The 16,164-nt window shown below is 70.9% G+C and carries 6 protein-coding genes and 1 pseudogene; all 7 read left to right on the top strand.

Going from position 1 to position 16,164, the window contains the following annotated elements; genetic code table 11:
* Positions 1–47: 47 nt before the first annotated feature.
* The 7 genes and pseudogenes from AB0N89_RS05025 (at position 48) to ctaD (ending at position 16,162) form a co-directional block, all read left to right on the top strand.
* On the top strand, positions 48–953 hold the full coding sequence (locus AB0N89_RS05025) for a LysR family transcriptional regulator (RefSeq protein WP_364200312.1): 906 nt from the start codon (positions 48–50) through the stop codon (positions 951–953).
* 430 nt (positions 954–1,383) lie between these two features.
* The gene (locus AB0N89_RS05020) at positions 1,384–7,887 is read left to right on the top strand and encodes an SDR family NAD(P)-dependent oxidoreductase (RefSeq protein WP_364200310.1); all 6,504 of its coding nucleotides are present in this window, start codon (positions 1,384–1,386) and stop codon (positions 7,885–7,887) included.
* A gap of 36 nt (positions 7,888–7,923) precedes the next feature.
* A pseudogene (locus AB0N89_RS05015) lies at positions 7,924–12,164 on the top strand (beta-ketoacyl synthase N-terminal-like domain-containing protein).
* On the top strand, positions 12,154–12,450 hold the full coding sequence (locus tag AB0N89_RS05010; RefSeq protein ID WP_364200308.1) for a phosphopantetheine-binding protein: 297 nt from the start codon (positions 12,154–12,156) through the stop codon (positions 12,448–12,450). Before AB0N89_RS05015 ends, AB0N89_RS05010 begins: the two are co-directional and overlap by 11 nt.
* Before the next feature lie 2 nt (positions 12,451–12,452).
* Entirely contained in the window at positions 12,453–13,244 is a 792-nt protein-coding gene (locus AB0N89_RS05005) for an alpha/beta fold hydrolase (protein WP_364200306.1), read from the top strand.
* Positions 13,245–14,387 (top strand): glycosyltransferase, encoded by a 1,143-nt coding sequence (locus AB0N89_RS05000; RefSeq protein ID WP_364200304.1) that lies wholly within the window; start codon positions 13,245–13,247, stop codon positions 14,385–14,387.
* An 89-nt stretch (positions 14,388–14,476) separates the two neighbouring features.
* A complete protein-coding gene (gene ctaD, locus AB0N89_RS04995) occupies positions 14,477–16,162 on the top strand; it encodes a cytochrome c oxidase subunit I (RefSeq protein ID WP_364200465.1) in 1,686 nt (561 codons plus the stop codon).
* Positions 16,163–16,164 lie beyond the last annotated feature (2 nt).

Raw genomic sequence — 16,164 nt, 5'->3', positions numbered from 1 at the left:
TGGCCTCGGTAGCCGGGAATACCAGGGGTAGGTCATACACTTGGGCTATGACCGCACCCGACCTGGACTCCCTGCGCCTGCTGGTACTCGTCGACGAGCTCGGCAGTATCGGACAGGCCGCGGCCAGCCTCGGGATCGCGCAGCCGTCGGCGAGCAAACGACTGTCCACAGTCGAGCGACGGCTCGGGCTCGTCCTGGTCGACCGTACGCGGCGCGGGTCCGCGCTCACCCCCGACGGCCGGGTCATCGCGGGCTGGGCGAACCGGGTGCTGTCCGAACTCGACGGTCTGCTCGACGGGGCCGAAGCGCTGCGCACCCAGCACGAGGCGCAGCTGCGGGTCGCCGCGAGCATGACGCTGGCCGAGTATCTGGTGCCGGGCTGGATCGGCGAGCTCAAACGCGGCGACCCCGGGCTGTATCTCGGCCTGGAGGTCACGAATTCCGATCAAGCGGCCGAACTGGCGCGGGAGGGCAAGGTCGACCTCGGGTTCGTCGAGTCGCCCGGCTCACTGCCCGGCCTTTCGACGAGGCGCGTGGCCACCGATCGCCTGGTCCTCGTCGTGCCCGGAAGCCATCCGTGGGCGCGCAAGCGCAGGCCCGTGACCGCGGCCGAACTGGCGATCACGCCGCTCGTGGTCCGCGAACCGGGTTCCGGGACCAGGGAGACCGTGGACGCCGCGCTGCGCAAGGCCGGGGTCGGACCGGCGAAACCATTGCTGGAACTGGGTTCCGCCTCCGCGGTCTGCAACGCGGTGATCGCGGGCGCCGGTCCGGCGGTGATCAGTGAACTCGCCATCGTCCGGGACGTCGCCGAAAGCAGGCTCGTCCCGGTCGCCGTCGAGGGTGTCGACTTCGGCCGGGAACTGCGCGCGGTGTGGCCCGCCGGGCGACGCCTCGCCGGACCGGCGGCGGCGTTGCTGGCCATCGCGGTCCGGAATGCGAAATCCCGCTGAGTCCTTTCACGTTCTTCTGTGAACGGGCCGTTAAGCGCGCGTGATACCGAAAGTCCCAGCGGCGTGGATACCGACGATAGGGCGAATCGGTCGCAATTCCCCGGAATGGGCGCGGACCACTATTTCCGGTGGTACTGGCGAAAGCGGATCGGCGAACCCCGGGTAACAGGCCGGATGGCGTATCGGCTGTTGGGACACCTGGTCGTTGACGACACTTCCCTGGTACTGCGGGAAAACACGACGTCTTCGATGTCCTCCGTGTATCCGGGACGCTAATTTTCCGAGCCGGTCCCCGCGTTTCGCAGGTCGGCGTACCGCCATCCGGTTCCTGTGACCGGAAACCCTACTGTCGAGTATTGACGGGAAGCCCCGCCTGCGTTTAAGTACGGCCGGTAACCAATTCACTCTTCCGTGTGCTCGGAGGCTTCCCGTGGGTAAGTCGCTTCGTGGCTCCGACACTTCTACCGCCTCATCGCTGACCGGTACGGCGGATCTGCTCATCGCGGTGCATCCCTTCGGTGTGCCTTCCGCGCGGTTCGCCGCGGCGGCGGCGCGGGCCGGCGCGCTCGGCGTCCTGGACCTGACCAGCGGAAATCGGGCCGCCCGTGAGGAACTCGACCTGGCGGGGGATTGGCTCGAAGCCGGCTTCGCCGTCCGCGTCGCGGGGCCCGTCGAGCTTCCTTCTGCGGTGCACACGGTACTGATTGCCGCGGGAACCCCAGTGTCCACTGTGGAATTCGCAGGGCGGAGGGTCCTCGCGGAGGTCACCAGCCGGGACGAAGCGGCCGAAGCCGTGGCCGCCGGTGCGGACGGCCTGATCGCGCGTGGCCACGAGTCGGGTGGCAGGGCAGGCGAACTCGGCACGTTCGTCTTCCTGCAACAGTTGCTGGCCGATCCGGTGATCGATATCCCGGTCTGGGCGTACGGCGGGATCGGCACGCATACGGCGGCCGCCGCGGTGGCCGGAGGCGCCGCCGGTGTCGTGCTCGACACGGCGTTCGCACTGCTCCCCGAGGCGGAACTGGCTTCGGACGTCACGATGGCGTTGGAAGGCCTCGACGGCTCCGAGACCATTGTGGACGGCGGTGTACGGGCGCTCCGGCGCCATCGGGCGGTGGAAGTGGGACAGGACGCGTTCCTGCCTCAGCGTTTCCGCGACACCTGGGGCACGCTCCCGGCCGCGATCCGGGGTATCCGCGCGTCGATCGCGGAAGGCCTCGGCGCTTCCGGTGACGCGTTGCCGCTCGCGCAGGGCCCGATGACCAGGGTCAGCGACCGGCCCGGGTTCGCCGTGGCCGTCGCCGCCGGGGGAGCGCTGCCGTTCCTGGCACTGGCGTTGTCCGGGCCCGCGCAGACCCGTGAGATGCTCGAAAAGACCAAGGCGGCGTTGGGAGACAGGCCCTGGGGCGTCGGGGTGCTCGGGTTCGCCGCCGAGGACGTCCGCGCCGCGCAGCTCGACGTGATCCGCGAGATCCGGCCGAGTCACGCGATCATCGCCGGTGGCCGTCCGGCGCAGGCGAAAGCGCTGGAGGACGTCGGCGTCTCGACGTTCCTGCATGTTCCGTCGCCGGGACTGCTGCGCCAGTTCCTCGAAGCGGGAGCGCGTAAATTCGTCTTCGAGGGCTCCGAATGCGGCGGTCACGTCGGCCCGAGGGCGAGTTTTCCGTTGTGGGAAGCGCAGATCGACGTGCTCCGGGACTACGCGGCCGACGTCGAGGTGTACTTCGCCGGGGGAGTGCACGACGAGCGATCGGCCGCGATGGTCACCGCCGCCGCGGCGCCGCTGACCCGGCTCGGCGCGACCGTCGGCCTGCTCATGGGCACCGCGTACCTGTTCACCGAGGAAGCCGTCCGCGCGGGCGCCGTCCTGCCGGTGTTCCAGCGCCAGGTCGTGGAAGCCACGCGCACCGACCTGCTGGAGACCGCGCCCGGGCACGCGACGCGGTGCGTGCGTTCGGCCTTCACGAGCGAGTACGCGGAGCTCAAACGCGTGCTGAAGGACCAGGAGGTCCCGGATCGCGAGGCCTGGGAGCGCTTGGAGAAGCTCAACGTCGGACGGCTTCGCCTGGCCAGCAAGGGAATCGAGCGGATCGGGGACGCGCTCAGCCAGGTCCCGGAGGACCGGCAGCTCCTCGAAGGCATGTTCATGGCGGGTGACGTCGCCGTCCTCCGGTCCGAGGTCACGACGATCGAGCGGCTGCACGAGGCCGTGGGGCCGGGAGCGAAGGCGTTCCTCGAAGCGCGCGCGGCCGACCTGCTGGAGTCACGGCCCGAGGAGCCCGCGCCGGAACCGCTCGACATCGCCATCGTGGGGATGGCGTGTGTCTTCCCGCAGGCGGGGGATCTCCCGGCGTTCTGGTCGAACATCCTGTCCGGAGCGGATTCCGTCACCGAGGTGCCGGAACGGCGCTGGGATCCGGCGCTCTACTACGCGCCCGACGGCGACGGCGAGAAGACACCGTCGCGCTGGGGCGGTTTCCTGCCCGAGATCCCGTTCGACCCGCTCGACCACGGGATCCCACCCGCGTCGCTCGCCAGTATCGAACCCGTCCAGCTGCTGGCTCTGGAGGTGTCGCGGCGGGCGCTCGCGGACGCCGGATACGCCGAACGCGCCTTCGACCGCTCCCGCACGTCGGTGGTCTTCGGCGCGGAAGCCGGGAGCGACCTGTCCAACGCGATGACCCTGCGGACCGTGCTCCCGTCCTACCTCGGCGAGCTCCCGGCCGAGCTCGACCGCCGGCTGCCGCGGCTGACCGAGGACTCGTTCCCCGGCGTGCTCGCCAACGTCATCGCCGGCCGGATCGCGAACCGGCTCGACCTCGGCGGCGCGAACTACACGGTCGACGCGGCGTGCGCGTCCTCGCTGACCGCCGTCGACGCGGCCTGCAAGGAACTCGTCACCGGCACCAGCGACCTCGTCCTGTGCGGCGGCGCCGACCTGCACAACGGCATCAACGACTACCTGCTGTTCTCCTCGGTCCACGCGCTCTCGCCGTCCGGCCGCTCGGCCACTTTCGACAACGACGCCGACGGGATCGCGCTGGGCGAGGGCGTCGCGTGCGTCGTCCTCAAGCGGCTGGCGGACGCCGAACGCGACGGCGACCGGGTGTACGCCGTCATCAAGGGCGTCGGCAGCGCCAGCGACGGGCGGGCGCTCGGGCTCACCGCGCCGCGGCCGGAAGGTCAGCACAGCGCGTTGACCAGGGCTTATCGCAACGCCGGGATCTCGCCGTCGCGGGTCGGGCTCGTCGAAGCGCACGGCACCGGCACCGTCGTCGGCGACCGCACCGAACTCGGCACCCTGACCCAGGTGTTCACCGAGGCGGGCGCCGAACCCGGCCGGTGCGTGCTCGGTTCGGTGAAATCCCAGATCGGGCACACGAAATGCGCCGCCGGGCTGGCCGGGTTGATCAAGGCGAGCCTCGCGCTGCACACCGGCGTCAAACCACCGACGCTGCACCTGAGCAAGCCGAATCCCGCGTGGGACCCGGAGACCAGCCCGTTCGCGTTCCATACCGAAGCCCGGCCGTGGGCCGAGGACGAACGGGTCGCCGGGGTGAGCGCGTTCGGCTTCGGCGGCACCAACTTCCACGTCGTCCTCACGTCCCACGAAGGCGCCGTCCCGCCCGCGCAGACTCTCGACGCATGGCCCGCCGAGCTCTTCCTGTTCGCGGGCAAGGACGACAGGGACGCCGAGGATCTGCTTTCCGCCACAGGACAGGGCCGGCGGCTGCGCGACCTGGCGCTGGCCGCGTCCCGCCGGGCGGAGGCGCGGGGCGGCCAGGTCAGGTTCGCGATCCTCGCGTCCACTGTGGACGAGCTCGCCGCCTTGCTCCGGCGGGCCATCGCGGGTGAGCGCGACGAGAACGCGGGCATCTTCGCCGCCGACGGCGAGCCGCTCGGCGAGGTCGCGTTCCTGTTCCCCGGACAAGGCAGCCAGCGGCCCGGGATGTTCGCGGACCTGTTCGTCGCGTTCCCCGAGTTGCGGCGCTACCTCGCGCGCGCCGGGAGCACCGTCGACGTCCTGTTCCCACCCGCCGCCTTCGACGAGGCCGGACGCGAAGGACAACTCGCCCGGCTGACCGACACCCGCGCCGCGCAACCCGCGCTCGGGATCGTGGGACTCGCCGCGCATCATCTGCTCGGGAAGGCCGGGATCCGGCCCGCGATGGTGGCGGGTCACAGCTACGGCGAGCTCGTCGCGCTGACCGCCGCCGGGGCGCTGAGCTCGGCTTCGCTGCTCGCCATCAGCCGGGCTCGGGCGGAGGCGATCCTCGGCGCGACGGGCTCCGGTGACCCGGGAAGGATGGCGGCCGTCGCCGCCAACGCCGCCGACGTCAGTGCCGCGCTCTCAGCCGAAGGGCTCGACGGGGCCGTCGTCACCGCCAACCGGAATTCGCCGAAGCAGACGGTGATCTCGGGGCCGACCGACGCCGTCGCCTTGGCGGTGGAACGGTTGCGGGGTCGCGGGCTCGGTGTGAAGACCATCCCGGTCGCCTGCGCGTTCCACAGTCCGCTGGTGGCCCCGGCGGAGGCGGAGTTCGCGCGCGTGCTCGACGACGTCCCGGTGCGCGAACCGGAGTTCCCGGTGTGGGCCAACCGGACCGCCGCGGCCTACCCGGCGGACCCGGACGAGATCCGCGCCGGACTGGCCGCGCAGATCGGCGCGCCGGTGCTGTTCGCGGACCAGATCGAAGCCATGTACGAGGCGGGTGCCCGGACGTTCGTCGAAGCGGGCCCGGGATCCGTCCTCACCCGGCTCGTCGGCGCCGTGCTCGACGGACGTCCACATCGGACGGTCACCTTCGAGAGCGGCCGCCGCGCCGGGATCCCCGGTTTCCTCGCCGCGTTGGCCAGGCTCGCGGTCGCGGGTGCGGACGTCCGCACCGGCCGCCTGTTCACCGGCCGCGCGTGCACGGACGCGCTGTCCGCGCGGCCGCCGAAGAAAGCGGGCTGGACCGTCGACGGCCAGCTCGTCCGCACCGCCGACGGCGAGATCCCCGCCGCCGCCCTGCACCCAGCCCAGCGAATCCCCACGGAGGCGATCGTGACATCCCGGCCCGGCACCGACGGCGGTGAGGCGCTCATCTCGGAGTTCCTCCGCACCAGCCGCGAGATGATCGCCGCGCAACGGGACGTCCTGCTCGGCTACTTCGGCACCGACCCCGGCGCTCGCCCGCCCGCGCCCGTCGTCCTTCCCCCGGTGCCCGAGCCGGTGTTCGAGCCCGAGCCGGTGCGTGCCGAGGTCGCCCCCGAACGTTCGGTGTTCGACGTCGTCGTCGAGGTGATCGGGGAGCGGACCGGCTATCCGGCCGACATGATCGAGCCCGATCTGGACCTGGAAGCGGATCTGAGCGTCGACTCGATCAAACGCGCCGAGATCGCGGGCGAGCTGGCGACCCGCTTGGGTATCACCGGAGGCGATCCCGAGGTGCTGGCCAAGGCCCGGACCGCGGCCGCGCTGGCGGATCTGATCACCGGCAGCGGAACCGAAGCCGAGCCCGCCGCCGACGAGACCGAGGCCGTCGTGGTGGCGCCGAAGCGGTACCTGATGCGGGAGTTCGACCTCGCCGACGCCGTCCCCACGGACGAGGAACTCGCCGGGCTCCGCTTCGCCGTCGTCGGCGAGGGCCAGGTCGCCGAGATGCTCGTCGCCCGGCTCGCCGAGTACGGTGCCGAAGCCGAGCTGGTCCAAGGAGTGCCGGGACGCGGCGCGGACGGCGTGTTCCACCTGTCGCCGTCGTTCCCCGACGATTTCCCGCTGTACCAGGCGGTTCTGGCGAGCGGCCCCCGCTGGCTCATCGCGAACGGCCCCGCCGACGGCGCCCGCGGCTTCTTCCGGACGGTGGCCAGGGAGTATCCGGACACGGTCGCCCGCGTCGTCGAGCAACACCCCGAATCCACCGTGGACGAACAGGTGGAGACGCTGCTCGCGGAGCTGTCCGCCGGGGACTGGGAGCCGGTCGTCGTCCGCCGCGACGGCGCGCGGCGAGGGCTGCGGATGACCGAGGAGAGCCTCGGCCTGCTCGGCACCACGGGTGCCGGTCCGGCCGGAGACGGGACCGCCGAGGCCGAAGCGCTCGGCCTGGACCGGGATTCGGTCGTCCTCCTGGTCGGCGGGGCGAAGGGCATCACCGCCCGGCTCGCCACCACGCTGGCGTCGGCGTCGCGCTGCCGCATCGAGCTGTTCGGCCGTACCGCCGTGCCCATCGACGGCGAGGAACCCGAGATCGCCACCGCGACGACGACGGCCGAACTGCGCGCGGCCCTCATCGAGAGCGGGCTGACCAAACCGGCCGAGATCGAGCGGACCCTCCGGCTCATCGAGGCCGAACGCGAGGTCCACGGCACGCTGCGGCGGATCAGCGCCCTCGGCAGCCCGGTGCGCTACCACTCGGTGGACATGCTCGACGCCGAGGCGGTGCACCGCGCCGTCAAGGAGATCCACGCCGAGCACGGCCGGATCGACGGCATCGTCTACGCGGCGGGTGTCATCGAGGACAAGCTGATCGCGGAGAAGGACCCGGTGTCGTTCGACCGCGTCTTCGCCACCAAGGTCGAAGGGGCGAGCACCCTGCTCGCGGCGGCGGGCGAACTGCCGGAGGCCCCGAGGTTCGCCGTCCTGTTCGGCAGCGTCGCGGCGACACTGGGCAACCGGGGACAGTCCGACTACGCGGCCGCGAACGACGCGCTGGAGGCGCTCGGCCACCGATGGTCCACCGTGTACGGTCGTCGCGGGCTCACCGTCCACTGGGGACCGTGGGCGCCGACCGGGGTCAACAACGGGATGGTCACCCCGGAACTGATGCGGGACTACGCCCGGCGCGGGATCGAACTGATCGATCCCGAAGAAGGCACGTTGAGCCTGCTGCGCGAGCTGGCGTGGGGCGACGAGGGCCTCGCGGCCGTCACCTACACCGCGTCGAGGTGGTGACCGGTGGCGGAAACACCCCCGATCGCGATCGTCGGGATGTCGGTGCTGTTCCCCGGCGCCCCCGACCTCGAAACCTACTGGCGCAACATCGTCGACGGGGTCGACGCGATCACCGAGGTCCCGGCGGACCGCTGGGATCCGGGCTTCTACCAGCCCGACGCGGAACCGCGGGCGGACCGGCTCTACTGCCGTCGCGGAGGTTTCGTCGGTGAACTGGCCGACGTGGACGTCACCGGCTTCGGCGTGATGCCGTCGTCGGTCCCGGGCACCGAACCCGATCAGCTGATCGCGCTGCGGGTGGCGGCGCAGGCCATCGCCGACGCCGGCGGCGAGCACCGGCTGCCCGCGACCGGCAGCGGACCGGCGTGATCCTCGGCCGCGGCGGGTATCTCACGCCCGGTCTGGTGCGGCTCGACCAGCGGGTCCGCACGGCCGCCCAGGTCGTCCGCACGCTCGGCGAACTGATGCCCGAACTCGGTGGCGAGCGGCTGGAGGAACTCCGCCAGGCCTTCACTGACCGGCTCGGACCCGAAGCCCCCGACGCCGCGATCGGGCTCGTGCCCAACCTCGCCGCTTCCCGGCTGGCGAACCGCCTCGACCTGCGCGGTCCCGCTTACACGGTGGACGCCGCCTGCGCCTCTTCGCTCGTCGCCGTCGACCACGCCGTACGCGAACTGGCGACCGGACGGTGCGACGTGGTGCTGGCCGGCGGTGTCCACCATTGCCACGACGTCACCTTCTGGAGTGTGTTCTCCCAGCTCGGCGCGCTGTCGCGGAGCCAGCGGATCCGGCCGTTCCACCAGGACGCGGACGGGGTGCTGATCGGCGAGGGCACCGGCGTCGTCGTGCTGAAGCGGCTGGAGGACGCCGAACGCGACGGCGACCGGGTCTACGCCGTCGTCACCGGGACCGGTGTGGCCAGCGACGGCCGGGCCGCCGGACTGTCCACTCCGGACACCGCCGGGCAGGTCCGCGCGGTCCGGCAGGCTTGGGACGTCGCAGGGGTCGACCCCGCCGCGATCGGGCTGCTCGAAGCGCACGGGACCGCGACACCGGCGGGCGACGCCGCCGAACTGGCGACGATCGCGGAGGTCTTCGGACACGCGGACTCGCCGACGGCGGTGCTCGGCTCGGTCAAGTCGATGATCGGGCACACCATGCCCGCGGCGGGCGTCGCCGGTCTGGTCAAGGCCGCTTTGGCCGTGTACCACGGGGTTCTCCCGCCGACCCTGCACTGCGACGAACCGCATCCGGCGCTGGCCGCGACCCGGTTCGAGACGCTCGCCACCGCGAAGGTCTGGGAGACCGACGACCGGCGTCCGGTGCGCCGCGCCGGGATCAACGCCTTCGGTTTCGGCGGGATCAACGCCCACGTCGTGCTGGAACAGGCCGCGACGCGCGGGCCGGTCGTGGTCTCCGAACCGGAACGCGTCCTGCGGCTGTCCGCGCCGACCGTCGCGGAGATGGGCTGCCTGCTCGACCGGGACGACCTGCTGAACGCCGGTGACACCGGTCGTGGCCGGATCCGGCTCGGTCTCGTCGATCCGACGCCCAAACGGCTCAACCTGGCCAGGAAGGTGGTCGCGAAGGGCCGAGCCTGGCGCGGCCGCAACGACCTCTGGTTCGTCCCGGAACCGTTGCTCGGCGCGGGCGGCGGCAAGCTCGCGTTCGTCTTCCCCGGGCTGGAGAACGAATTCGAGGCCCAGGCCGGCGACATCGCCCGGCACTTCGGTCTTCGCTGGGACTCGCCGGACGTCACCGTCGGCGATGTCGGCAGGCACGGCAAGGGCGTGTTCCAGCTCGGCAGGCTTCTCGACACGGCGTTGCGACGGCTTCGCGTGACCCCGGACGCGCTCGCCGGGCACAGCCTGGGGGAGTGGACCGCGATGGCCGTCGCCGGGATCCACGCCGACGCGGAGGTCGACGCGTTCCTGGCGGGCTTCGATCCCGACGCGCTCAAGGTGCCGGGGCTGGCTTTCGCGGTGGTCGGCGCGGACGCGTGCGCCGTCACGAAAGTCCTCCAAGGACAGTCCGAAGTGGTCCTCTCGCACGACAACGCGCCCAACCAGTCGATGATCTGCGGCCCCTCGGAAGCCGTCGACGACTTCGTGCGCGCGTTCCGCGCCGACGGCGTGATCTCGCAGGTGCTGCCGTTCCGGTCCGGGTTCCACACCCCGATGCTCGCGCCGTACCTCGGCCCGATCCGCGAAGCCGCCGAGCGCTACACCCTGCGTCCGGCGAAACTCCCGGTCTGGTCGGCCACGACCGGGATCCACTATCCGTCGTCGGCCGCGGAGGTCCGGGCGCTGTTCGTCCGGCATCTCCTGGAGCCGGTGCGGTTCCGCGGTCTCGTCGAGAACATGTACGCGGCCGGGTTCCGCGCGTTCGTGCAGACGGGCTCCGGTCAGCTCGGCTCCCTGATCGGGAACACCCTGCACGACCGCGAGCACCTCGTCGTCGCCGCGCATTCCGCGCATCGCCCGGGCCTTCCGCAACTGCTACGCGTCGCCACCGCTTTGTGGGCCGACGGCGGCGATCCGGCGTTCGAGCTCCTGCCGGGTCAGAGCGGCGGGAAGCGCGGCCGGTCGATCCGGCTCGATCTCGGCGGTCCGCTGGTGTCGCTCGACGAGAGCGTCTGGCGCGGCTTCCGTCCCCGCGCGGCCAGGACGTCCACTTTGGACCGGATCGGGGAGCGCAACCCGCTGGCCGCCGAACTTTCCGGGCTGCTGGCCGACACCGCCGGTCTGGCGGCTGAACTGTTCGCCGCCAGGCGGGCGCCCCGCCTGCAGCCGTTGCGCACCGAACTCCGGGTCTCCGTCGAGACGATGCCGTATCTGCTCGACCATTGCTTCTTCAAACAGCCGTCCGGCGCGGATCCCGCCGACGCGTGGCCGGTCGTGCCCGCGACGACGGTGATCGGGCACCTGATGGACTTCGCCGAACAGGCGGCGCCGGGCAGACGCGCGGTCGCGCTGGAGGACGTCCGGCTGAACCAGTGGATCGCCGCGACACCCGCGCTGGACGTGCCGGTGAACGTGGTGCCCCAGGGGCCGTCCCGGGCCGGGGTGTCGCTCGGCGACTACTCCCGGGCCGTCGTCGAACTGGAGGCCGGATTCCCCGCCGACAGGCCTCGGCCGTGGACGTTTCCGGCCGGGAGCGAACAGAAGCCGGACCTGCTCGCGGAGCAGCTCTACACCGAGCGCTGGATGTTCCACGGACCGAAGTTCCGGGGCGTCGAGGAACTGGTCGCGGTAGGGGAGCGGCACGTGCGCGGGGTGCTGCGGGCACCGGAGGCACCGGGGGCGCTGCTGGACAACGCCGGTCAGCTGCTCGGGTACTGGATCATGTCCCGGCTGACCGAGCGCACCACGGTGTTCCCGGTGGGGATGCGGCGGATCCGGTTCTACGGTGAGCATCCTTTGCCGGGGGAGCGGCTCGACTGTGTCGTCCGCGTCGTTTCGGTCACCGACAAGGAACTCGAAGCGGACGTCCAGCTGATCCACGGCGGCCGGGTCTGGGCGGCGATCGAAGGCTGGCGCGATCGCCGGTTCGACAGCAACCCGGTGATCCGCGCGGTGGATCGGCGGCCCGAACGCACCACGCTGTCCGAGGGACACCCGGGTCGCTGGGCCCTGGTCCGTGAGCAATGGCCGGATCTGGCGACCCGTGAGCTGATCATGCGGAACATGCTGGCGGGTGCGGAAAGACAGGCGTACGCCGATCAGCCGCCGCGCCGGAGACGGGCTTGGCTGCTCGGGCGGATCGCGGCGAAGGACGCCGTCCGCCGTCTCCTCTGGCGAGACGGCGAAGGCGACATCTTCCCGGCCGAACTCCGGATCGGGAACGAGGTTTCGGGTGCGCCGGCGGTCTCGGGCGCCTACGGGCGGGAGCTGCCCCGGCTCACCGTCTCGATCGCCCACCGGGACGCGCTCGGCGTCGCCATCGCCCGCCGGGGGCCGTGCGGAATCGACGTCGAAGCCGTCGAAGACCGTCCGGAGAGCACGCTCGCCGCCGCGCTCGGTGAAGCCGAACGAGCACTGCTCGGCGCTCCGGAAGCGTTGTGGTTCGCCAGGTTCTGGGCCGCGAAGGAGGCCGTCGCGAAACGGCTCCGCACCGGCCTGCGCGGTGACCCGCACGCTTTCACCGTCGTCGCGGCGGACGACGCGCGGCTCACCGTCGAGACGGGCGGTGTCCGGTATCCGGTGTGGCACACCACGATCACCACCCCCGCGAAGAAGTACGTCGTGGCTTGGACGGAGAACGAAGATGACCACTGAAACCGCATCCGCCGCGACGGTCCTGGCCGACATCGCCGTGATGCTGCGTGAACTGCTCGAGGAATACGGGCTGGACGACGCCGAGATCGGCCGGGGCACGAAGTTCCACGACGATCTGGAACTGGAGAGCGTCGACCTCGTGACGTTGTCCGGCCGGCTGCGCGACCACTACGGCGACAAGGTCAACTTCGCCGAGTTCATCGCGGAACGCGAACTGGACGAGATCATCGCGCTGACCGTCGGCGAGCTGGTCGACCACGTCGTCAAGTCCCTCGGGAAGGCCTGAGCATGGCGAGGATCCGAGTCGGCGACCTCGACGTCCACGTCCAGCGCCTCGGGCCGGCGGACGACGCCGCGCCGGTCGTGGTGTTCGTCCACGGCCTGCTCACCGACAGCCTGGCGAGCTACTACTTCACCCTCGGAACGGCCTTTGCCGAGCAGGGGATCGACGTCGTCATGTACGACCTTCGCGGACACGGGCGTACCACGCGGCCCGCCACCGGCTACCGGCTGGAGGAGTTCGTCGGCGACCTCGACGGCCTGCTCACGGAGCTCGGGATCGACCGGCCGGCGCACGTGGTCGGGAACTCGTTCGGCGGCTCGGTCGCCTTCGGTCTCGCGGCTTCGCGTCCCGAACGCGTCGCCAGCGTGATCGCCATCGAGGCGGAACCGCCGGTGCGGGCCTGGATCGGGCACATGGCCGAAGGACTGGCCGACGCGAAGAACCGGCTCGCGCACGACGAGGTGATCGGCTGGATCGCCGAGAACCACGGCGCGCACACCGCCCGGCTGTCGAAAGCGGCGTACCGGATCCTGGCGGCCACCACGCTGGCCGAGGACATCCCGCTGAGCCGGACCATCGACGACGACCTCGCGGCGGTGCGCTGCCCGGTGTTCGCGCTGTTCGGCGACCAGTCCGGGCTCGCGGCCCAGGTCCCGGACCTGGAGGCGAACCTGGTCCGCTGTCGCACGGTCGTCCTGCCGGACCAGGGACATTCCGTGCTCGTCGAGCGCACCGCGGAGACGTCGGAGCTGATCCTGGGCTGGGTCCGCGAACACCCGTGCGAAACGGCGGCTTAGGTGGGCAGATTCCTCTTCGTCACCCCGCCGCTGACCGGGCACGTGAACCCGGCGGTGGGGGTCGCGGCCGCCCTGACCGCGCGCGGGCACCAGATCGCCTGGGCCGGGCAGCCGGAGGTCATCCGGCGGCTCGCCGGCGACGGCGCCGACGTGTTCCCCTGCGCCGTGCCGCGCGACCTGCCCGAACGCGACGCGAGCCTCAAAGGACCGGCGGCGTTCCGGTTCCTGTGGGAGGAGTTCCTGATCCCGCTGGCCGAGGCGATGGCGCCCGGGATCCACGCGGCGATCGCCCGGTTCCGCCCGCAGGTGGTGGTCGCCGACCAGCAGGCCATCGCGGGCGGTCTCGTCGCCGACGGGCTCGGCCTGCCGTGGGTCACCTCCGCGACGACGTCCGCCGAGCTCGTCGACCCGCTGGCCGGGATGCCGAAGGTGGCGGCCTGGCTCGACGACCTCCTCGACGGCCTGCGCTCGCGGATCGACGGCGGTCCCGCCGACCCCAGGATGTCCCCGCACGGCGTGCTCGCGTTCACCACCCGGGAACTGCTCGGCCCGGCCTCGCTGCCGAAGCGGGTCCGGCTCGTCGGACCGTCGATCGGCGGTCGCGCGTCCACCGGTGACTTCCCGTGGGACCGGCTCGACCCGGAGGTCCCGACGGTGTTCGTCACCCTCGGGACGGCCAACGCCGACGCCGCCGGCGGCTTCCTCGGCGCGGCCGCCCGGGGACTGTCGCGGGTGGACGGGATCCGGACGGTCATCGCCGACCCGGGCGGTGCCGTGGGGCCGGTGGGGGACAGGGTGCTCGTGGTGCCGCGGGTGCCGCAGATGGCGTTGCTGGCGCGAGTCGACGCCGTCGTCTGCCACGGCGGGCACAACACCGTCTGCGAAAGCCTGTGGCACGGGGTGCCGCTCGTGGTCGCGCCGATCCGGGACGACCAGCCGATCGTCGCCGGGCAGGTCGTCGACGCGGGCGCCGGTGTCCGGCTGCGGTTCGGCCGCGCGAAACCCGACCGGATCGCGACCGCGGTGACCAAGGTGCTGGACGATCCGGCGTATCGCTCGGCGGCCGAAAAGGTGGGTGCCTCGTTCCGCGAAGCGGGCGGGGCCGCGACGGCGGCCGATCACCTGGAGGCTCTACTCTCCTAGCCCTTGAAAAGCCCACGTGTAGGGACTCTCCTGGAGGGGTACCAGCTTTCCGAAGGTGTGTCCTCGTGCTGGGAGTCGCCGTGACCACAGTGAAGACATCGCCCCGACCGGAGGCCGTTCGCTTGGGCGGGCGGCCCCGTGCCCCCAAAGGTTCCGCGTTCCTCGGTGTCGTCCGCACCACCGATCACAAGACGATCGGCCTGCTCTACCTCGGCACCTCGTTCGCGTTCTTCCTCGCCGGCGGGTTCATGGCGCTGCTGATGCGCGCCGAACTCGGCAGGCCGGGGTTGCAGTTCCTTTCGCAGGAGCAGTACAACCAGCTGTTCACCATGCACGGCACGATCATGCTGCTGCTGTACGCGACGCCGAATCTTTTCGCTTTCGCCAACTACATCCTCCCGCTGCAGATCGGGTCGCCCGACGTCGCGTTCCCCCGGCTGAACGCGTTCTCCTACTGGCTTTACCTTTTCGGCGGCACGATGACGCTGACGTCGTTCGTCACCCCGGGCGGCGCACCCGACTTCGGCTGGACGGCCTACACGCCGCTCTCGGAAGCCGCGCACGCGCCGGGCGTCGGCGCTGATCTGTGGATCATGGGCCTGATCGTTTCCGGGCTCGGCACCATCCTCGGCGCGGTCAACATGATCACGACGATCCTCTGCCTGCGCGGACCGGGGATGACCATGTTCCGGCTGCCGCTGTTCACCTGGAACATCCTCTTCACCACGATCCTGATCCTGATCGCGTTCCCGATCCTCACCGCCGCGCTGTTCGCGCTAGAAGCGGACAGACGGCTGGGCGCGCACGTCTTCGACCCGGCCAACGGCGGTGTGATCCTGTGGCAGCACCTGTTCTGGTTCTTCGGCCACCCCGAGGTCTACATCGTCGCGTTGCCGTATTTCGGCATCGTGACCGAGATCGTCCCGGTGTTCAGCCGGAAACCGTTGTTCGGCTACAAGACCATGGTGTTCGCGACGATCTCGATCACCGCGCTGTCGATCGCGGTGTGGGCGCACCACATGTTCGCGACCGGCGCGGTGCTGCTGCCGTTCTTCTCGATCATGACATTCCTCATCGCGGTGCCGACCGGGATCAAGTTCTTCACCTGGATCGGCACGATGTGGAAAGGGCAGCTGACCTTCGAGTCGCCGATGCTGTGGTCCGTCGGGTTCATGGTGACGTTCCTGCTCGGCGGGCTGACCGGGATCATCCTCGCCTCCCCGCCGCTCGATTTCCATGTGCACGACACCTATTTCGTGGTCGCGCACTTCCACTACGTGCTGTTCGGCACCATCGTGTTCGCCACCTTCGCCGGGATCTACTTCTGGTTCCCCAAGATGACCGGCCGGATGCTCGACGAGCGGCTCGCGAAATGGCATTTCTGGACCACGTTCATCGGCTTCCACACGACGTTCCTCGTCCAGCACTGGCTCGGCAACGAAGGCATGCCACGCCGCTACGCCGACTACCTGACCTCCGACGGATTCACCACGCTCAACACGATTTCCACGATCGGCGCGTTCCTGCTCGGCGCGTCGGTGCTGCCGTTCCTCTGGAACGTCGTCCGCAGCCATCGGTTCGGGGAGGTCGTCGAAGTCGACGACCCGTGGGGACACGGGAACTCCCTGGAATGGGCGACGACCTGCCCGCCTCCCCGGCACAACTTCTTCGATCTGCCGAAGATCCGGTCCGAACGACCGGCTTTCGAACTCCACTATCCGCACATGGTTCCCCGGCTGCGCGCCGAGGGACATTCCGGCCGACCGAAGGAATGAGG

This window comes from Amycolatopsis sp. NPDC089917 (assembly GCF_040684635.1).
Lineage (GTDB): Bacteria > Actinomycetota > Actinomycetes > Mycobacteriales > Pseudonocardiaceae > Amycolatopsis.
The sequence above is the reverse complement of the archived record's forward strand: the minus strand, read 5'-3'. Positions and strand labels throughout refer to the sequence as shown.